This is a genomic window from Kitasatospora sp. NPDC036993, from assembly GCF_055607525.1.
In genome coordinates this window covers 117,805-135,283 of the sequence record NZ_JBVJRP010000004.1, presented here as the reverse complement: position 1 = coordinate 135,283, position 17,479 = coordinate 117,805, and the positions used below count along the sequence as shown (strand labels likewise).

Annotated in this window: 19 protein-coding genes; 10 read left to right on the top strand and 9 right to left on the bottom strand. The window is 72.0% G+C overall.

The window, feature by feature from the left end; all coding sequences use genetic code 11:
- Positions 1–147 precede the first annotated feature (147 nt).
- The gene (locus ACZ7C5_RS09670; RefSeq protein ID WP_470322369.1) at positions 148–1,782 is read left to right on the top strand and encodes an HK97 family phage prohead protease; all 1,635 of its coding nucleotides are present in this window, start codon (positions 148–150) and stop codon (positions 1,780–1,782) included.
- Between the two features lie 768 nt (positions 1,783–2,550).
- On the top strand, positions 2,551–2,739 hold the full coding sequence (locus ACZ7C5_RS09665) for a hypothetical protein (RefSeq protein WP_401080343.1): 189 nt from the start codon (positions 2,551–2,553) through the stop codon (positions 2,737–2,739).
- A gap of 227 nt (positions 2,740–2,966) precedes the next feature.
- Here ACZ7C5_RS09665 and ACZ7C5_RS09660 read toward each other — a convergent pair whose 3' ends face one another.
- Together ACZ7C5_RS09660 and ACZ7C5_RS09655 are read right to left on the bottom strand one after the other, a co-directional pair.
- Positions 2,967–3,161, bottom strand: a complete 195-nt coding sequence (locus ACZ7C5_RS09660) for a DUF397 domain-containing protein (protein ID WP_401080347.1) — start codon at positions 3,159–3,161, stop codon at positions 2,967–2,969.
- A complete protein-coding gene (locus ACZ7C5_RS09655) occupies positions 3,158–3,985 on the bottom strand; it encodes a helix-turn-helix domain-containing protein (protein ID WP_401080349.1) in 828 nt (275 codons plus the stop codon). Before ACZ7C5_RS09655 ends, ACZ7C5_RS09660 begins: the two co-directional genes overlap by 4 nt.
- Positions 3,986–4,216: 231 nt before the next feature.
- Between ACZ7C5_RS09655 and ACZ7C5_RS09650 the strand changes: the two genes are divergently transcribed.
- The 3 genes from ACZ7C5_RS09650 (at position 4,217) to ACZ7C5_RS09640 (ending at position 6,277) form a co-directional block, all read left to right on the top strand.
- Positions 4,217–4,393 (top strand): hypothetical protein, encoded by a 177-nt coding sequence (locus tag ACZ7C5_RS09650; protein ID WP_401080350.1) that lies wholly within the window; start codon positions 4,217–4,219, stop codon positions 4,391–4,393.
- A gap of 1,015 nt (positions 4,394–5,408) precedes the next feature.
- Positions 5,409–5,921 (top strand): NUDIX domain-containing protein, encoded by a 513-nt coding sequence (locus ACZ7C5_RS09645; RefSeq protein ID WP_470322368.1) that lies wholly within the window; start codon positions 5,409–5,411, stop codon positions 5,919–5,921.
- Positions 5,918–6,277 (top strand): hypothetical protein, encoded by a 360-nt coding sequence (locus ACZ7C5_RS09640; protein ID WP_470322367.1) that lies wholly within the window; start codon positions 5,918–5,920, stop codon positions 6,275–6,277. Before ACZ7C5_RS09645 ends, ACZ7C5_RS09640 begins: the two co-directional genes overlap by 4 nt.
- Before the next feature lie 37 nt (positions 6,278–6,314).
- Here ACZ7C5_RS09640 and ACZ7C5_RS09635 read toward each other — a convergent pair whose 3' ends face one another.
- The gene (locus tag ACZ7C5_RS09635) at positions 6,315–6,563 is read right to left on the bottom strand and encodes a GntR family transcriptional regulator (RefSeq protein ID WP_401080356.1); all 249 of its coding nucleotides are present in this window, start codon (positions 6,561–6,563) and stop codon (positions 6,315–6,317) included.
- Between the two features lie 160 nt (positions 6,564–6,723).
- On the opposite strand from ACZ7C5_RS09635, the gene ACZ7C5_RS09630 reads away from it, so the two are divergent.
- Complete coding sequence (locus ACZ7C5_RS09630) at positions 6,724–7,116, top strand: hypothetical protein (RefSeq protein WP_470322366.1); 393 nt, start codon at positions 6,724–6,726, stop codon at positions 7,114–7,116.
- A gap of 214 nt (positions 7,117–7,330) precedes the next feature.
- Here the strand turns inward: ACZ7C5_RS09630 and ACZ7C5_RS09625 are convergent, their stop codons facing one another.
- The 4 genes from ACZ7C5_RS09625 to ACZ7C5_RS09610 form a co-directional block, all read right to left on the bottom strand.
- Entirely contained in the window at positions 7,331–7,711 is a 381-nt protein-coding gene (locus ACZ7C5_RS09625) for a VOC family protein (RefSeq protein ID WP_470322365.1), read from the bottom strand.
- Positions 7,712–7,731: 20 nt separating this feature from the next.
- Positions 7,732–9,312: a protein kinase domain-containing protein gene (locus tag ACZ7C5_RS09620; protein ID WP_470322364.1), complete on the bottom strand. Its 1,581-nt coding sequence runs from the start codon at positions 9,310–9,312 to the stop codon at positions 7,732–7,734.
- Positions 9,313–9,741: 429 nt separating this feature from the next.
- Positions 9,742–10,893 (bottom strand): hypothetical protein, encoded by a 1,152-nt coding sequence (locus ACZ7C5_RS09615; protein ID WP_470322363.1) that lies wholly within the window; start codon positions 10,891–10,893, stop codon positions 9,742–9,744.
- Complete coding sequence (locus tag ACZ7C5_RS09610; protein WP_470322362.1) at positions 10,890–11,783, bottom strand: RNA polymerase sigma factor; 894 nt, start codon at positions 11,781–11,783, stop codon at positions 10,890–10,892. The genes ACZ7C5_RS09615 and ACZ7C5_RS09610 overlap by 4 nt, the downstream gene beginning before the upstream one ends.
- Before the next feature lie 349 nt (positions 11,784–12,132).
- Between ACZ7C5_RS09610 and ACZ7C5_RS09605 the strand changes: the two genes are divergently transcribed.
- The 4 genes from ACZ7C5_RS09605 to ACZ7C5_RS09590 all read left to right on the top strand — a co-directional run bounded on the left by ACZ7C5_RS09605 (position 12,133) and on the right by ACZ7C5_RS09590 (position 15,470).
- On the top strand, positions 12,133–12,825 hold the full coding sequence (locus tag ACZ7C5_RS09605) for a hypothetical protein (protein ID WP_401080368.1): 693 nt from the start codon (positions 12,133–12,135) through the stop codon (positions 12,823–12,825).
- 178 nt (positions 12,826–13,003) lie between these two features.
- Entirely contained in the window at positions 13,004–13,741 is a 738-nt protein-coding gene (locus tag ACZ7C5_RS09600) for a VC0807 family protein (RefSeq protein ID WP_470322361.1), read from the top strand.
- Positions 13,742–13,887: 146 nt separating this feature from the next.
- Complete coding sequence (locus ACZ7C5_RS09595) at positions 13,888–14,631, top strand: tyrosine-protein phosphatase (protein WP_470322360.1); 744 nt, start codon at positions 13,888–13,890, stop codon at positions 14,629–14,631.
- Positions 14,632–14,708: 77 nt separating this feature from the next.
- The gene (locus ACZ7C5_RS09590; RefSeq protein ID WP_401080374.1) at positions 14,709–15,470 is read left to right on the top strand and encodes a Clp protease N-terminal domain-containing protein; all 762 of its coding nucleotides are present in this window, start codon (positions 14,709–14,711) and stop codon (positions 15,468–15,470) included.
- Between the two features lie 81 nt (positions 15,471–15,551).
- Here the strand turns inward: ACZ7C5_RS09590 and ACZ7C5_RS09585 are convergent, their stop codons facing one another.
- Both ACZ7C5_RS09585 and ACZ7C5_RS09580 read right to left on the bottom strand, forming a co-directional pair.
- The gene (locus tag ACZ7C5_RS09585; RefSeq protein ID WP_401080376.1) at positions 15,552–16,043 is read right to left on the bottom strand and encodes an NUDIX domain-containing protein; all 492 of its coding nucleotides are present in this window, start codon (positions 16,041–16,043) and stop codon (positions 15,552–15,554) included.
- Positions 16,044–16,366: 323 nt separating this feature from the next.
- Positions 16,367–17,392 (bottom strand): sigma-70 family RNA polymerase sigma factor, encoded by a 1,026-nt coding sequence (locus ACZ7C5_RS09580; protein ID WP_470322359.1) that lies wholly within the window; start codon positions 17,390–17,392, stop codon positions 16,367–16,369.
- Positions 17,393–17,479: the final 87 nt, after the last annotated feature.

Sequence of the window (17,479 nt, the reverse complement as noted above, 5' to 3'; positions counted from 1 at the left end):
GATGTTTTGACGAGTTTTCCAGTACGTCATAGAAAACTCTTAAGCAATCAGGAAACGGCGCCAAACCATCTGCGCATCATCCTCGGGTCCGGGAAGTCCTTGCGCTCTAGCCCCTTTGAGAAAGCCAAGAACCCGGAAGGGGGTTCCATGTCATCTGCGCTGATGCGCGATACGGGCATCCAGAAGAGGACGGCGCCGTTCGGCGTTTCGATCCGGAGTTCTGGGGGCGTCAACACGATCAGTGGGTATGCCGTTCGCTTCAATGAGCTGAGCCACGATCTGGGCGGGTTCCGGGAGCGGATCGCCCCGGCCGCGTGGACTCCGGCGACGGACCGAAGCGATGTACTCGCTACGTTCAACCACAACGTTGACTACGTCCTTGGCCGGCGCAGTTCGGGAACACTCCGGCTCACTGCGGACGCGTCGGGGATTCGCTATGAGATCGACGTCCCGAACACACAAGCCGGCCAAGACGTCGCTGAGTTGATCCGGCGGGGCGACGTGGTCGGCAGCTCGTTCACTTTCCGGGTCAACCCGGGCGGGCAGGAGCGGGCCAGCGATGACGACCCCGAGACGGGTCTTCCGGTCCGCGTGATCACGTCGATGACCGTCTACGAACTCGGCCCGGTCACCAATCCGGCCTACCCGACGACGACCACAAGCGCCCGTTCCCTGGACGCTGCCCATCCGATCGAGAGGGAGTCCCGCATGACCGACGTACCTATCCGAACGGCGGACGGATTCCTTCCTGTGAACCGGCGTGCCATTCCGAACGGCTCTCAGTGGACGGCTACGGAACCGGCCGCACTGTGGGTAAACCTGATCGGCCCGAAGTCCCGTTTCCTGGCGAACATCCCGGCGTCGAACAAGCTGCCCATGCACGAGGCTTCGATGATGCTCCCGGCGACCAAGACCGCCGACGGCGGATACGTGGACGCCAACACGCCGATCCCGGAATCGGACACGGACCTGCCCTCCCGCACGTGCTGGGCAACCAAGTTCGGCGCGCTGGAGAAGGCGTCGTCCGAAGTCCTTCAGGACGCCCGTCCGGATCTCGTTGCCGGGATCAACCAGTCCCTTGCGCTCGCCATGGCGCGGGGCATCGACAAGGGCCTGTTCAACGGCGCCGGACCGGCCGACCCGAACGACCCGCGCCGTGTAACTGGGCTACTGCCTCAGGGAGTTACGAAGAACGCGGCTCCGTCCGTCACTGAGATCAGCGCGGCTATCAAGCGCATGGAAGCCACCGGCGCTGAGGCCACGGTCCTATGGGTCGACCCGGTGGCCGCCGAAGCGCTCCGTGCCGAGATACCCGCCGCGCAGTGGAAGGAAGGGATCTACGGACTGGTACCGGTCGTCACCCAGTTCCTTCCCGCCAATACGGCTGTGGTGGCTGACAGTTCGCGAATCTTCGTCGGACTGCACAGCGGTATCTCGATCACGGTTTCCCGCACCGCCCCGGAGGCGTTCTTGCAGGACCGGGCGCTGTTCCGCGCGCTCGCCCGCGTTGCCGGCGTCTGGGTGCAGGAAGCCGGGTCGGTGCAGATCGTGAGCGCCACGCTCCCGGCCAAGACCCCGGACCTTCGGTTGCTCGCCGACCAGCCGGAGTCCTACCTGAACTCCCCGGAGATGATGGCCGCCCAGGCTGCGCAGCACGTTCAGGAGATGGCCGACCACCAGGCCGACCCGAGCAAGCGCTTCACGGTGTCCGCGCCGAAGCTCACGGACGACGAAGCCCAACAGCTCCGCAGCCAGCGACAGCGGGCACAGGCCCAGAAGTGATCACGACCACCGGAGGTAGGGGGGTGTCCCGGGTATGGGGATGCTGAGGAAGGGGGCGGCCCATCTCGCCGCCCTGTGGCGCTGGCACGGCCGACCGCCGCACCGTGAGCCACTGCTGATCGAGATCGCCGCGCGCCTGGCCGAGATCGGACTCAGGAACGTGCCAGTGCCCTGCCAGCACTGCACCGGCACAGGACACGTGGCTGCCGTCGTCCTGGCGTGGACGACGCCGATCCGCGACGGCGGCAGGCGTGAGCGTCACAACGTACACACGTCTTGCCTCGCGTGCTGGCGGGACACGGGCCGGACCGACGGCTTGCCCGTGCTCGAAGGGGCGAGACTCCACCGGCGCCGGACACCGAAGCCGGGCACGGTGATCATCTGCGCCTGACATCCGGCGCACCGGCCGCTGGGCAGAGGGAGAGCGCGGTGAAAGTTCCCGGCGCGTGCCCGCTGGCGTTCCCGGTCCCAGCTCGCCGTACGCGTCCGTCCCGCCCAGGCCCCCACGGACTGTCCGCCAACTCGAAAGGGGAAGAGATGAAACGAAGGTGCGCGCACTCGCCGTGCGGCGCCGAGATTCCTGTCACCGCCGACCCGCGCACCCGGTACTGCACGGACGCACACCGGCGGGCAGCCTCGCGGGCCCGCAAGGCCACAGAGGCGGTCACCAGAAGCCGCCCAGCACCCACAGGACCGACCGGGGAGCGCTACCCGGCACTCCGGGCCATTTGGGATGCCGTAGCCGCGCAGATCGCCGCCGAAGGCGTCATGGTGGCCGGCTCCTCTGGCGTGCCGGTCTCGCACCCGCTGCTGCGGTTCCTGGGGCAGCTCGATGCCGCGCTGTCGGCACATGAACGGGTCAGCGAGACCGCCGTCGAAGCCGATCCCATCGCGGTGGCTCAGGCTGCCGCCCGGACAGCGATGGAGGCATACCGCCGTGAACAGTCCGAGCGATGAACTCCGTGATCTGGCATGCATGTTGGGAGACCAGCGGTCAGACGAGATCGAAGTCCATCCACTCTGGCCGGTCTACGTCGCGCTGTTCCGCGCCGAGCTGAGGACCGATCCCCGCCCGGACGAAGTCAGCGTGATCTGCGGCTGTCCCTCGCACTACTGAGTAGCCCATGCAAGCAAGAGACCCCAGCGGACCATCCCGCTGGGGTCTTTCTGCGTTCCGGGCCGGGTCAGATATCGCCGAACTCGCCGGAGCTGACGGCGGCGACGAACGAAGCCCACGCGGCGGCTGGGAAGATCAGCGCGGGCCCCTCGGGGTCCTTGGAGTCTCGGACGGGGACGGTGCCGGTGAGGCCACTGAACGACACTTCGACGCATTCTCCGCCGTTGCTGCTGTATGACGACTTGAACCACACGGCGGTCACGGCAGTTCCTTCCTTCGTTCCCTGATCAGAGCCACAGAGTCCGCCTGTGAACGTGCCATGGCCTGGAGCTGATAGTAGGTCCCGAGGATAGGTAGCACGGCCGCACTGTCCCGCTCCAAGTTGCCTTGCCGTGAACTCTCGGCGTAGCACATGAGCGCGCGGTTCGGGAAGGTCAGGATGTAGACCGGGAGATCGAACGCCCGATCAGCACCAAGGGTCAACGGGGCAACCTGAAGCATGGTGTGCGGCATGGCGGCGAACTCAATCAGGGCATCCAGCTGACCAGCCATGACGCTGGCGCCGCCGATCGGTCGCTGGATGCAGCTCTCATCCAGGACTGCATGGATCACTGGCGGTGGGTCGCGTCGCAGTTTCTCTTGCCTGCGTGCGAGAACGGCAACCCGCCTGTCGGCCCTCTCGGCAGTGATGCTGCCGCGTCGAACCGCTCCGGCTGCGATCTCCCTTGCGTAGTCGAGCGTCTGTAGGACGCCGGGGATGATGCCCAGGGTGAACACGCGAAGCTCTGTGGCCTTCGCTTCCTCGGCTACGTAGGCAGCAAAGCCTTCGAGAAGCGTGGCGGAGTCGCCTTCGCGGGCCTTGTTCGTAAAGATCGGCCCCATAGCAAATGCTTTGTCAAGTTCCCGTGCAACAGGTGGAGTTGCGCGCCTGTGACCATTTTCCATCTGAGAGATGTGGGTAGGCGTGCAGCCGATCATCTGTGCGACGTCCTGCTGTCGCCAGCCCCGTTCCTCGCGCTTGCTGCGAAGGAAGGCGCCAAACTCAGATGCGGGTGACGCTCCGGGGTCTAGCTTGGACTTGTTCATGGGCCAATTTTTCTACTTAGCAAGCGGATTCGGGACGTTGCGTACCGAAGGAGGCTAGAGGAAAGTGGGCGCTCCTGGTAGCCAAGGCACTACGGAACGGAGCCCCCCATGGCGCCACGTAGACGCACCCCCGCAACCCCGACGCACCCCCAGTCGGCGTCCGCCGGCTCCCCGCCCCTGGCCGATACGGACTTGGAGTCCGAGCCCGACGTGTGCCCGAGGGACGGCGAGGTGATCGTCGCCAACGAGCCGGGCCCGGACAGGTTCGCCGAGTGGTCGTGCGCGTCGGGTCACTTCGGCTTCTTGCTGCCGCCGGAGTACGTGGAGTTGCACCCGGAGGACGACCGCGTTCAGGTGTGCGGCACGAAGCGCCGCAGCGAGGCGAACGCCGCCCGCGTCGTGGTGTGACAGTCCGGTCCTGGAGCCGACTGTGGCTCCACCGGGTCACCCACCCGGTAGTCACGGTTCAGATGTTCTGGGGGCTCCACCTTCAATTCGCCTGGCCGGTAACGATGTTCAGCCAACGGCGTCGCCGGATCATCCGTGACGAGCGCGCCCACGTGACCCCCCGGCACGTGGAGCTTCGGGCGGAACTCGATCGGCGCCGTCTGGGACTGCCATCGGCCCCCGAGTAACACCTACAGACCCCCGTCCCGCCCGGACTATCAGTCACGTGACGTCCGGCCGGGACGGCTTCAACTCCCGTACCCCGCCCCGGGGCTGAAAAAAGTGGGCGGAAGGGTTTGGTACGGGAACGGTCCCGTCCGTACGCGCAACCAACCCCCGTCGTGGACGGGCGGGGCCACCACCTGAAGACCCCCGACGGGAGCCTGCTTGCCGCCGGGAAGCACAACCCCCCGTCCCGGTGACGTGCCAAGGGACGGACGCGGACGACCGGGCGGGGGGCTCATCATCCACATCGAGGAGAGGCGCATGGCGAGGACGAGTCCGAAGGGAGCAGAGCGCCGCGTGGTCGTGCTCCGCCGAGAAGCACGGAACAGGACTTCTGAGCCGGAGGTGAAACCCCAGTTGAACGTTGCTTCACTCGGCTCCGTCGCACGGGACTCCCGCGCCGGCGGGCGGATCGGCATCGTTCACCGCACGACGGGCCACTACGCCTACCTTCGGGAGCCGGGAACGGTGAACGACGTCTGGGAGTGCCCGGTGACCCTGGTCGGACCGCCCAGTCAGGAAGCGGCGGAGCTTGCCCAGCGGCTTGACGTGGGAGTTGTTCCGCACAGGGACCACCCGGAGTAGCCCCCTTCGACTCCCGGCACGATTGCCGGGGCGCCGGTCCCCGCCGGATGTTCTGACACAACGTTTGGCCGGGGGCCGGCAGTTCAAACTCCCGCCCCGGGGCTGTTTCCTCTCCTGTCTCCCCCGGGGCGGGGCCCATCGTGCCCACCATTGGACGGTAACTCCCTTGAACAGCAAGGATATTCGGCGCCCGGAGCGTTGGGTCAGAGCTGAGGTTCTGATCAGGAACGTGCATGGGCGGGTCTTGCTCATGGAACCCACGGACCGGCCGGGCTTCCTGCTGCCGGGGGGACTCGTCCGCCCTGGCGAACAAGTAGCGGACGGTGCAGCGCGAGAACTCGCCGAACAGACCGGTCTGCGTCGGGTGCCCACGCATCACCTGGGCGTCGACCAGGTCCCGGCCAACCCGGCGACGGGCGACGTCGAAGGGTTCAGCATCGTCTGTGACGGCGGGGACGCGTCTCTTCTGGAGATGAAGCTGTTGGCCGAACAGGGCGTCCCGGTCGCCGGGTTCAAGGCGTTCAGCGGGCACCGGTGGGCGTCGCTCGATGAGCTGAACGACCTCGTAGACTCGTACATGTTGACGCGCCTCCGGGTCGCCCTGGGCGTCCTGGACGGTGGACTCCGTCAGCCGCTTCTGTACATGGCGCAGCCGGCGCCGGATCGGCGTAACGCGTGATGGGCGAGACCTCCGGCGGCGGCTTCAACCCAGAGGGCAAAACGTGGCGCGCCGAGTACACGTTCCGGGGGCAGCCCGGTATTCCCGGGGTTATTTCCGGCGGCTCCGACGTCCACGGGTTCGCTGCCACGCATTCGTTCGAACGACTGGCCGCGCACCTGATTTCGGAAGCCGCACGACGCTGGTGGACGCTGGACGTCCCGTCCGTGATGGCCGACTTCGGTGAGATCCTTCTCCGCCACGGCCAGGCGGTCGCGATGCAGCGGGGCAAGTGGACGTACGAACCGGGCGGACGCCAGGAATGGGCGGACGTCACCGTGACCTACCACCCGGTTGGCCGGATCGAACCGGCCTGAGGGCGAGAAAGCCCCGTCCAGGTCCGCCTGGGCGGGGTTACTTCGTGCGGTCCTTCACGTAGCTGCCGCGCCGGGGCACCGTGAAGGCGTACCCCTCACTCCTGAGATAGGCGATTGCGTTCCGGGCCGTGTTCCTGGCGACGCCGTACCGCTGGACAAGATCAGATTCGGACGGGATCGGGCGCCCGACTGCAAGCGAGCCGTTCTCGATATCCCTGATCAGGTCCGCTGCGATCTGCCTATAGGGCGGATCGGGGGACTCATAGTCGATCACGGAGAGGGTCATAGGAAGAAGCCTAGACAAGCCTGTCCGTCGAGCCATACCCATGCATGAGCCTGCTCATGGGTGGACGTACCTATACAAGCAAGGTACTTTCAATGCAACAAAACCCCGGCGACCGCGCCAACGATCCCGGGGATGGCCCTAGCTTTCTCGGAGCTAAGACATGACCCAGCTTATCGTTCTGGCTGCCCTTTGGGCGCTGCGCTTGCTGCTGCCGGCACGGGGAGAGCACCGCGCCCCCAACGCCCAGGCGCCCCAGGAAGCCCCCGTCATCTGCGGGTGGCGCCGACCGTTCCCCGCTCATCTGCTGATCCGCTCCATGCCCCTCCCGGAGCCCACAAGGGTGGTCCCGCTCTACCTCGAAGCCTGGGAGCAGATCCCCGACGGCGAGAAGGCAGCCGTACTCAAGAAGCAGGCAGCAGAACAGATGGAGGAGTGGGTGAAGACCGAACGACGCACGGCAGCCTTCGCAGTACAGCTTGACTTGCCAGACCCGCTTCACTGGCTGGACGACGCCACCACCGCCGACCGGGTACTTACCGGGGCGGTGGCGTGATGACCGACACCACCGACCAGGAAGAGACCCCCGAACCCGGTGTCACCCACATCTGCGCCCGGTGCTCCGGCACCTGCCGCGTGACCGCCATTGGCCACGTGGAGCAGCAGACCGGGGCCGGGTGGACCGTATGGGGCTGTGACGACTGTGCACCGGCCCTCCGTAAGCTGATCGGCTAGACCCTCTGCCCCGTCCGGGTTCGCCTGGGCGGGGCTTATGCAGGACTTCTGCGGTAGGCGCAGAAGTGGGAGTTAGAGGTGTTGGGGTCGGCGAGGACCACGAAGTCGGGGTCCTCCGGGTAGCGCTTCCAGTCCACCCGTTCGGCACCGAGGGCGACGAGACGCCCGACCTCGGCGGCCTGCTCCTGGGCGTCCCCGGCGTAGAGGTCCAGGTGGACGCGCGGCTCCTCCTGGACCGGGGACTCGCTGAGCCCGAGGGCGAGTTGCACGCCGTGGCCAGGGCCGGCCGGGACGAGGACCGTCCAGCCGGCCCCGACCAGGCCGTCGCGCGGGGCGTAGTCGAGGGCGGCCGTCCAGAAGGCGACGGCGCGGGGCATGTCGGAGACACCGAGGACGAGGGAACCGATCGTCAGCATGGGTCCATTCTGGCGGACCGTCAGTCGTCCTGGAGATCGGCGGCGGTGTGGAGGGTGGCGAACAGGGCCGAGAGCCGGGCGTTCCAGTTGGCGTACGTCGGGACGTCGACGGCGTGCTTCTTGCCCATGTCCCTGACCACCTTCTGGGCGGACTTGAGCTCCTGGGCGGCGTCGTCCGGGCTGCCCTCGTTGAGGCGCGCCGCGGTGGCGTCGAGGATCCTCAGCAGGTCCGTCTGCTTGTCGCGCTCCCTGCCGACCTCGGCCTGGGCGACGGCCTGGCGGAAGGACTGGACCTGGAGCGCGGCGGGCTGGTTGCGCGGGACGGGCAGGGCGGACGTCGGGGCTGCCGAGGGAGTGGTGGGGGTCGCGGCCGGGACGGAGGAGGTGGCGGTCGGCTTCGGCGTGGCGGTCGGCTTCGGGGCCGTGGTGGTGGCGGTGGGGCTCGCGGCCGGGGCGGTGGCCGCGGCCGGCTTGGCGGCGGGCGCGTCACCGGCCGGTCCGCCGAAGGCGGTGACGGCCAGCGCGGTGACGCCTGCCAGGCCGGCCACGCCCAACGCCCCGAGCACCAGCGGCTTCCGGCGGCTCCGGGCGGGAGCGGGCGGGAGCGGGGGCGCGGCCGCCGGAACGGGGATCGGCGCCATCACCGAGGTGGCGGCCGGGGGTTGGGGCGGCAGCACGGTGGTGTGCTGCTGGTTCGGCGGCGGGGAGAACGGCACCGGCGGAAGGAACCGCGTGGCGGCCCCGGCGCCCGTGAGCAGGTCGACGGTCGGGTTGCCGACCGCCAACCCCGGGACGGTGCCGAGGAGTTCGGACCGGGCGGCGGCGGCGTCGGCCGGACGGTCGGCCGGGTTCTTGGCCAGCAGCCGCAGCACCGCCGCGTCCAGGGCGGGCGGCAGGCCGGGACGCCGGGCGGACGGCGGCAGCGGCTGTTCGCTGACGTGCTTGAAGGCGATCGCCACCGGGGTCTCGGCGGTGAACGGAGTCGCGCCGGTGAGCATCTCGGTCAGCACGCAGCCGACCGCGTACAGGTCCGTCCGCCCGTCCAGCGCCGAGGCGGTGGCCTGTTCGGGCGAGAGGTAGGCGGCCGTACCGAGCACGCTCGCGGTCTGGGTCAGGTTGCTGGAGGAGCCGGCCCTGGCGATGCCGAAGTCGACGACCTTCACCCCGCCGTCGTCGGTGATCATGATGTTGCCCGGCTTGATGTCCCGGTGCACCAGACCGGCCGCGTGCGCGACCGCCAGCGCCTCGCAGACCGCCGCCGCGATGCCGACGGCGCGCTCCACCGGCAGCGCCCGCTGCTCCGCCAGCAGAGCGGCCAGCGACCGGCCGTTGACCAGCTCCATGACGATGAACGGTGTGCCCTGGTCCACCCCCGAGTCGAAGACCATGACGATCCCCGGGTGCACCAGCATGGCCGCGTGCTGGGCCTCGCGGCTGAAGCGCTCGGCGAAGCGGGGGTCGTCGGCGAGGCCGCCGTTGAGGACCTTGACGGCCACCTGACGCCCCAGCACCCGGTCCACGCCGCGCCAGACGGTGGCCATGCCGCCGACGCCGAGCATGCCGACGAGTTCGTAACGCCCGTTCAGCGCCCGTCCGATCACCTGGAGCTCCCCTCACGTGCCCTGCCCGGGGTTCCGGGCCGCCTCGTGCACCTGTGCACGATAGCCGCACGGCCGAACGGGCCGACCAGGGGCGGAGGGTGGCGGTCGGGGGACCGGGCAGCGGTCCCCCGGCCGCCGGCACGGGGGTGCGGCCCGCCCTGACTGCGGGCGGGCGGGCCGCACGTTTCCGGGCCGGCCGGGCCGGCGGCGCGTCCGGGGTGCGCCTGCCGGTCCGGCCGGAGCCGGCCGGGTGGGCGGAGGGCACGGGGGCGCCCACCGCCCACCCGGGGTCTTCGGGTGGTACTGCGCCCGCGGGGCCTTGCCGGTCCTGTCGGTCCGACCGGTCCCACGGGGTACCGCGATGGTGCTGTTCCGGGTGGGCGGCGAGCCCGGGGGGAGTCGCTCGCCGCCCACCCGGAGTTCTGGGGGCTACCTCCCGGACGACTGCTCGCCCTCGGTCCGGCCGGTCCTGCCCGGGTGGACGTCCGGCGGGGCGGGGCCGGTCCGCGGGGGCGGGACGGTCACGCCGGACTTGCCCGGTCTGGAACCGTTGCCGCCGGAGTCCTGACCGTTGCCGCCGCCGACGGCGTTGCCGCCCTGGTCGCCGTTCTGGTTGCCACTGCCGTTGCTGTTGCCGCTGCCGCCGGCCCGGCCGCCGTCGGTGTTCCCCTTGCCGGCCCCGGCGTTCGAGCCCGGACCGGTACCGGTTCCCGGGACGGTGCCGTTGCCGTTGCCGGTACCGGTGCGCCCGGGTTCGCGCGACGAGGTGCCGGCGCCCTGGTGGTCGCCGTCCCCCTCCTCGGCCGCGGCCTCGCAGTAGGCCGCCACCCGGTCCGCGCCGCCGGCCGCCGCGACCAGCGGGCCGAACAGCGGGTCGCCGGCCAGCCGGCCGGGGCGCTCGCCCTTGGCCGTACGGTCGGCGAAGCCGGTGCAGAGGCCGGCCAGCGCGGACGGGACGGCCGGGACCGCCGGGCGGGCTCCGCGCCCCTCGGCCGAGGAGGTGCCGGGCGTCGCGGGGTCGGACGGGACGACCGCCTGCGGTCCGGCGGAGGCACTGCCGGACGGACGGGCGGAACCGGACGCCACGGCACCGGACGGGGTCACGCCGGCCGACGAGCCGTCGGCCGGGGCGCCCGGCCCCGGGTCGGCGGTCGCACCCCGGCCGCCGAGCGTGTGCTCCGCCTCGGCCGGGCCACCGCCCAGCGCGGACGGCAGGTTGCCGGTGCCGGCGGCGACGGCGACGCCGCACAGCGCGGTGGCGCCGAGCACGACGGCAGTGGCCTTCGTGCTGAAGGCCCTGGCCAGCGCGGCGGTTGCCATCGATCGTCTCCGGACGGGGGTCACTGTCGGGTCGGGCGCGAGACTCGCCTCCCGGAACGCGGCCAGGGCGGCCTCCTCCCCGGCCAGTTCGCCGGCCGCCGCGGGGGCGGCGGCCGCGGCGAGCACCCGGGCGAGCTGCCCGGGACCGCCGTCCGGTCCGGTGAGCGAGGCGTCCTGCCCGGCCGACGGGCCGCCCACGGCGCCACCGAGCAGCTGCTCGGCGGCATCACGGTCGATCCGACGGGATCGGTTGGTGCTCATCTCATGTCCTTCAGCGTCGCGGCCCGGCGTTCTGTCACACCCTGCGGAGAACTTTTTTTCGCGGGTTTCCCCGCGGGTCGCCCGGCGGCCTCGCCACCGCCCGTTCCGGGGGCCGCACCGCCCGTTCCGGGGGCCGCACCGGCCGTTCCGGGGGGCGCACCGGCCGCGGTCGCCGGGCCCCCGGAGGCCGCTCCGTCGCCCCTGACGGCCGGGATGCCGCTCCCCGCGGCGAGCGGCTCCACCAGCTTCGCCAGCCGCCGCAGGCCCCGGTGGGCGGCCATCCGGACACTGCCGGCCCGCTTGCCGAGCACCCGGGCGGCGCTCTCCGCGTCCAGTTCCATGACCACCCGCAGCAGCACCGCCTCGGCCTGGTCGCGCGGCAGCCGGGAGATCAGCGCCAGCGCGTCGGCGGTGCCGACCGTGGCCAGCGCGGCCCTCGCGGTGTCGTCCCCCGCCGCCAGCCCGGCCAGCTGCTCGAAGGGCAGGTCGGCGACCGGACGGCGGCGCCGGGCGCGCAGGTGGTCGAGGGCCCGGTGGCGGGCGACGGTGGCGGCCCAGCCGCGGAAGCCGTCCCCGTCGCCGGAGAAGCCGCGCAGGTCGCGGGCGATCTGGAGCCAGGTCTCCGAGGCGATGTCCTCGGCGTCCTGCGCGTCCTCCGGCCGGCCGCCGACCAGCACCCGCAGGTAGCGCAGCAGACCCGGCTGGACGGTCCGGAACAGCAGCCGGAACGCCTCCTCGTCCCCGCCCTGCGCGGCGCGCACCGCCTCGGTCAGGTCGGGGGGAGCGGGATCCGGGCCGGGCGACGGGCCGGCGGGTGGTACTGGTCCGGACCGGCCGACGGGGCCGCCGGTGCCCGCTCCGGGGCGCTCTGCACTCTGCACCCGCCACATGATGCGCCATGCGGGCGAACGCCTCGGTCCCGGCCGAACGACCGGTCCGGCCGGGGCCAAGGTCCCGAGGACTGCTGCCGTTCGCCCACGGTCCTGAGGGGCCCGTCCGGCCTACGTTGTCGGTAGGCGAAGCAGTCCGGGCCGCCGACGCGCCCGGATGCCGGATCCGCCGACGCACCCGGCCCGCCGCCGTGACCCCGCCGTTCGCGGGCCCCTTCGCGGGCGCCCGCACGACCCGTGCGGGCCCGGTCGCGCGCTCCCTCCCCAGGTCCGTCCGGGCCGTTCCGGGCCGCTCCGATCCGGCGGGAAGCACCACCCCCCGGCAGCCCGACCAGCAGGAAAGACCGTGATGACGAACGCCCACGAGCTCCACGCGAAGGGCCTGCGCGAGCACCTCGCACCCGCCCTGCGCACCCTGGGCCTCACCGGGTGGCGCCGGACCTTCAGCCTGCCGGACGAGACCCACTGGCTGCTGCTCGGCCTGGTCGAGCGCCCCGCCGCCGACCGGGTGCCCTTCACCTTCGGCCTCAGCCTGGTCCGCCGCACCGACTGGACCGCCGCGGCCCTCCCCGGCCATCGGCCCGACCCGCGCACCCGGTACGGCGTCGAGACCTGGCGGGCCCGGATCGGCGAGGTGCTGCCGGTCGGCGAGGACGTCTGGTGGGAGGTGCTGCCCGGGCCGCGCTGGCGGCTCCCGCTGGACGACGCCGTCGCCGCCGTGCGCCACTACGGCCTGCCGGAACTGCGGCGCCGGGCCGAGGCGGACCGTACGTCCACCGGCGGGACCTACCTCTCCCCCGCCGAGCTGGAGGCGGTCAACGCCGCACTGCTGACCGCCTCGGTGGCCCGGGTGCAGCGCGCCGAACTGGCCGGCCGGGCACTGGTGCTGACCGGCGCCTGGACCAGCGGCGACGGTGTCGCCCGGATCGTCCTGGCGGGCACCGCGCGGGGCTTCCTGTCCGCCGGGGACGAGCGCTTCGGCACCGTCCGCTGCCTGGACACCCTGGGCCGCGAGCTGTGGACCTTCCCCGTCGAGGGCTAGGGCGTTTCTGACACGCCCCAGGAAACCGCAGGTCACAGGGGGTGTCACGGCGCGCACCATGACAGCTGTCACGCGGATGACGCAACGGACGGCACTGCTCTGACGGAGGGTCGGACGGAAAGACTGGAGGCACGACGCGGGCAGCGGCCCGCGGCCACCAGCCGAGGAGGAACCCACCGTGAGCCAGACCGTCAGTGCCGCCGCCCTCACCGTCACCGCTCCCGCTCCGGTCGCCCCGGCGGCCACCGGCGCCGAGGCGCCGAACCCGCTGGTCTCCGGGCTCCGCCCGCTCGCCCTCGACGTGGCCGCCCCGCTCGCCGGCTACTTCCTGCTGCACTCGGCCCTCGGTCTGAGCGAGTTCGCCGCGCTGGCCTGGAGCAGTGCCTTCCCGGCCGCCAGGACCGTCCTCGGCCTGCTGCGCGAACGCGTGCTCAACCTGTGGGCCGCGCTGATGCTGACCGTCAACCTGGCGGGCCTGGCCCTGACCTTCGTCACCGGCGACGCCCGGCTGATGATCGCCAAGGACGGCGGGCTGAGCGGCACCGTGGCGCTGGCGATCCTGGTCTCCGCGCTGATCGGCCGGCCGGTGATGACCCCGATACTGATGCCCTTCATCACCAGGGGCAGGCGGGAGCGCGCCGCCGCCTGGCAGCGGCTGGCAGAGGGCCGGGCGGCCGGGTCGCGGGCCTTCCGCCGCCACGAGCGCCTGTTCTCCGGCATCTGGGGCACCGTGCTGCTGGCCGAGTGCGCGGCCCGGGTGACCGGCGCCTTCACCCTTCCGGTGTCGACCATGGCCTGGCTGTCCACGGTCTTCCTGATCGGCGCGATCGTGGCCGGCTCGCTGCTCGGACAGACCGCGACCGACCCGATCGTGCGGCTGGTCCGCGCCGAGGCCGAGGCCCCGACCACCGCCTGAGCACACGGTCCGTCCCGGGCGCCCGGCCCGCCCCTTTCCCGAACAGCCGGTTCCGGGGACTCGAACAGCGAGGAACCATCCGGATCCCCCGGGAGTCGTTATAACGAGGGGGTAACGGGACCCCCGGCGAGAAAACGGGGAGCCCCATGAACCGGACGACGCACGCGCCGATCAGGACCGAGGACCGCACGCTCGTCTGGGACGGCTGCCTGAACGTCCGCGACCTGGGCGGGCTGCCCACCGCGTCCGGCCGGCTCACCGCCCGCGGCGCGATGGTCCGGGCGGACAACCTGGACCGCCTCACCGCCGAGGGCTGGGACACCCTCCTCGACCACGGCGTCCGCACCGTGGTCGACCTGCGCAACGCCGAGGAGTACAAACCGCTCCTCCCGCTCCCCGAGGACGTCGACCTGGTCCGCGTCCCGCTGGACGAACTGGCCGGCCCCGCCTGGTGGGAGGCCCACGGGCGGCTGGACGGCACCCCGCTCGCGCTCCGCCCGTACCTGGGCCACTGCCCGCACGCCGCCGCCGCGCTGGTCTCCGCGATCGCCGGCGCCCGCCCCGGCGGCGTGGTGGTGCACTGCGGCGCCGGCCGTGACCGCACCGGCCTGGCCACCCTGCTGCTGCTCGCCCTGGCCGGGGTCGACCGGACCGCGATCACCGAGGACTACCTGCTGAGCGGCCCCAACGTCCGCCCGCTGTACGGGATGCTCGGCCTGCCGGACCCGTACCGCCGGATCGACGCGGTGCTCGCCGAGGCCGGGACCACCGCCGAGGCCGCGCTGGCGGCCGCGCTCGACGGCTTCGACCCGGCCGGCTACCTGCTCGCGGCCGGTGTGACGCCCGCACGGATCGCCGCCGTCCGGGAGCGGCTGCTGCCGGCCGCGTAGCGCGGGCCCGAGAAACCTCCACGATCATCGTCAACCGATGGTTGACGACCATCGGGTCGACAACCTACGGTTGACGCATGGAGAATCCCGTTGTTCCGACCAGCACTCCGCTGCGCCTCGACGACCTGATCGCCGCGATCAAGAAGGTCCACCCCGACGCGCTCGACCAGCTCTCCGACGCGGTCATCGCCGCCGACCACCTCGGCGACCTCGCCGACCACCTCATCGGCCACTTCGTCGACCAGGCCCGCCGCTCCGGCGCCTCCTGGACCGACATCGGCCGCAGCATGGGCGTCAGCAAGCAGGCCGCCCAGAAGCGCTTCGTCCCCAAGGACCCGGGCGCCCCGAACGACCTCGACCCGAGCCAGGGATTCAGCCGGTTCACGCCCCGGGCCCGCAAGGTCGTGGTGGCCTCGCAGGAGGAGGCCCGGAAGGCCGCCAACGCCGAGATCACCGCGGTGCACCTGCTGCTCGGCCTGCTCGCCGAGCCCGAGGGCATCGCGATCAAGGCGCTCGCCGCCCAGGGCATCACCCCGGAGGCCGTCCGGACGGCGGCCACCGCCGCCCTGCCGACCGCCGTCGAGCAGGTAGTGCCCGCGCTGATCCCGTACGACGCCGAGGGCAAGAAGGTGATCGAGCTGACCTTCCGGGAGGCGCTCAAGCTCGGGCACAACTACGTCGGCACCGAACACATCCTGCTCGCGCTCCTGGAACTGGAGAACGGCCAGGGCGTGCTCGCCGGGCTGCGGGTGGACAAGTCCGAGACGGAGACCTTCGTCTCGGAGGCGATCGCCGCCATCATCGCCGCGCGGAACGAGGAGTCCGGGCCTCAGCAGTGAGGCCGGGCGCCCTGCCCCGGACGGGAGGCTCGCGGACCGGCCTCCCGGACGGGACTCGCGCCCGGGGCAGGGCCCGTCCGCTCAAAACCCGGAGACGCGGGTGGTGACGATCCGGACCCGGCCGTCGACGGCCGCCTCCAGCGCCGCCCGCAGCCGGGCCGAACGGGCCGGTCCGAGCAGGTCCAGCGCCTCCTCGACGGCGGCCCAGCGGTGGTCGTCCAGCTCACCGGCCGGGACGGCCACGGGGGTGCCGTCCGGGACGGTGCCGAAGTCGAACATGAAGTGCTGGGCGGGGTGGTCGAGTTCGGCCGAGGCATGGGTCCAGGAGATGGCCAGCAGCTCGCCCGCCTCCTGGACGATGCCGGTCTCCTCCTCCAACTCCCGCTCGGCGCACTCGACCGGGCCCTCGCCGAGGTCGATCGTGCCGCCGGGGAACTGCCAGTGCTCGCGGTACCCGGCCTTCACGATCAGGATCCGGCCCGACTGGTCCCGCAGCAGGCAGCCCGCCGCCGCGTAGATCCGGGGCAGGGAGGCCAGCCATTCCTCACGGGACTTCAAGGGCTCAGCCGTCACGGTGCTCCTCCTGGGGCGGGGTCGGTCCGGTCGGCCCCACTCTGCCACCCGACCGATGAGTCGCGGGCGACCCGGCGGTCCTATCCGGCATGGACACCATGGAGACCACACCGGGCAGTCCCGTCCTGACCTGCGACCTGGGTGCGCTGACCGCCCCCGACCTGGCCGTCGTCGACGCCCTCGCCCGGCTGCGGCTGGCCGCCGCCCGGCGCGGGGTGGCCGTGGTGCTGCTGAACGCCGGCGGCCCGCTGCGCGACCTGCTGGCGTTCAGCGGCCTCGCGGCGCTGCTGCCGGGCCCCGCCGATCCCCCGGACCTCGCGGAGCTACTCGGCGCCGGGCCCCACGGCGGTCTCCCGCCCCGGCCCGGTGACGGGCCCGGCGTCGAGCCGGGGCGGGAGACCGAAGAGCGGGAAGAGCGCGTCGGTGTCCAGGAAGTTGGTGAAGCCGGTGATCCGGCCCCCTGACACCTCCGGCACGATCAGCGCCCACGGCTCGTGCCCGCCGCCCGGGCTCGGCCGGTACTGGCCGAAGGCCCGGCCGCCGTTGGCCGTCACCGGGAGCAGCCGGGAGCCCCGGCAGCCGTGCCCGGGACCCAGCATCCACTCCCGGATCTCGCCCCGCCCGCGCAGCCACATCGCGAACGGCGGCATGTTGAGCGTGACGTCCTCGTGCAGCAGCGCGGCGAGGCCGTCCATGTCGTACGCCTCGAAGGCGCGGACGTAGCGGTCCAGCAGCGCACGGTGGTCCGCGTCCAGCGCGGGGGCGGGGCGGGCGGCCGAGGCGTCGGTGGCGAGCACCGCCCGGGCGCGCTGGAGCGCGCTGTTGACCGAGGCCACCGTGACGCCGAGCAGCTCGGCCACCTCGGCGGCCTTCCAGCCGAGCACCTCGCGCAGGACCAGCACCGCCCGCTGCCGGGGCGCGAGGCGCTGGAGCACGGCCACGAAGGCCAGCTTCACCGACTCGCGCTGGGCGGCCACCTCGGCCGGATCCCCCGTCTCGGACAGCACCCGGCCGTCCGGCGCGGGACCGATCCACGTCACCTCGGGCAACTGGGTGCCGTGCGCGGTGGCCACCGTGACCGGGCCGGCCAGGTCCATCGGCCGGGCCCGGCTGTTGCGGCCGTTCAGCGCGTCCAGGCAGACGTTGGTGGCTATCCGGTACAGCCAGGAGCGCAGCGCGGCCCGCCCCTCGAAGCCCCGGTGCCCGCGCCAGGCGCGGACCATCGTCTCCTGCACCGCGTCCTCGGCCTCGAAGACGGAGCCGAGCATGCGGTAGCAGTAGCCCGTCAGTTCGGTGCGGTACCGCTCCAGTTGGAGCTCGACCGGCTCCTCCGTGATCACGTCGGCCATGGTGCGCCCGCCCCCGTCGTCCTGCCGTGTGCCCTGGTGAACGCGACGAACGTAGCGCACGGGACTGACAACGGCCCTCCGGGAGCG

Coding starts and splice junctions, on each gene's coding strand:
- ACZ7C5_RS09605 (WP_401080368.1), top strand. CDS start 12,133: ATGACGAACGCCCACGAGCTCCACGCGAAGGGCCTGCGCGAGCACCTC.
- ACZ7C5_RS09625 (WP_470322365.1), bottom strand. CDS start 7,711: ATGCTGACGATCGGTTCCCTCGTCCTCGGTGTCTCCGACATGCCCCGC.
- ACZ7C5_RS09655 (WP_401080349.1), bottom strand. CDS start 3,985: ATGAACAAGTCCAAGCTAGACCCCGGAGCGTCACCCGCATCTGAGTTT.
- ACZ7C5_RS09590 (WP_401080374.1), top strand. CDS start 14,709: ATGGAGAATCCCGTTGTTCCGACCAGCACTCCGCTGCGCCTCGACGAC.
- ACZ7C5_RS09630 (WP_470322366.1), top strand. CDS start 6,724: ATGACCCAGCTTATCGTTCTGGCTGCCCTTTGGGCGCTGCGCTTGCTG.
- ACZ7C5_RS09580 (WP_470322359.1), bottom strand. CDS start 17,392: ATGGCCGACGTGATCACGGAGGAGCCGGTCGAGCTCCAACTGGAGCGG.
- ACZ7C5_RS09595 (WP_470322360.1), top strand. CDS start 13,888: ATGAACCGGACGACGCACGCGCCGATCAGGACCGAGGACCGCACGCTC.
- ACZ7C5_RS09670 (WP_470322369.1), top strand. CDS start 148: ATGTCATCTGCGCTGATGCGCGATACGGGCATCCAGAAGAGGACGGCG.
- ACZ7C5_RS09635 (WP_401080356.1), bottom strand. CDS start 6,563: ATGACCCTCTCCGTGATCGACTATGAGTCCCCCGATCCGCCCTATAGG.
- ACZ7C5_RS09665 (WP_401080343.1), top strand. CDS start 2,551: ATGGTGGCCGGCTCCTCTGGCGTGCCGGTCTCGCACCCGCTGCTGCGG.
- ACZ7C5_RS09615 (WP_470322363.1), bottom strand. CDS start 10,893: ATGAGCACCAACCGATCCCGTCGGATCGACCGTGATGCCGCCGAGCAG.
- ACZ7C5_RS09610 (WP_470322362.1), bottom strand. CDS start 11,783: ATGTGGCGGGTGCAGAGTGCAGAGCGCCCCGGAGCGGGCACCGGCGGC.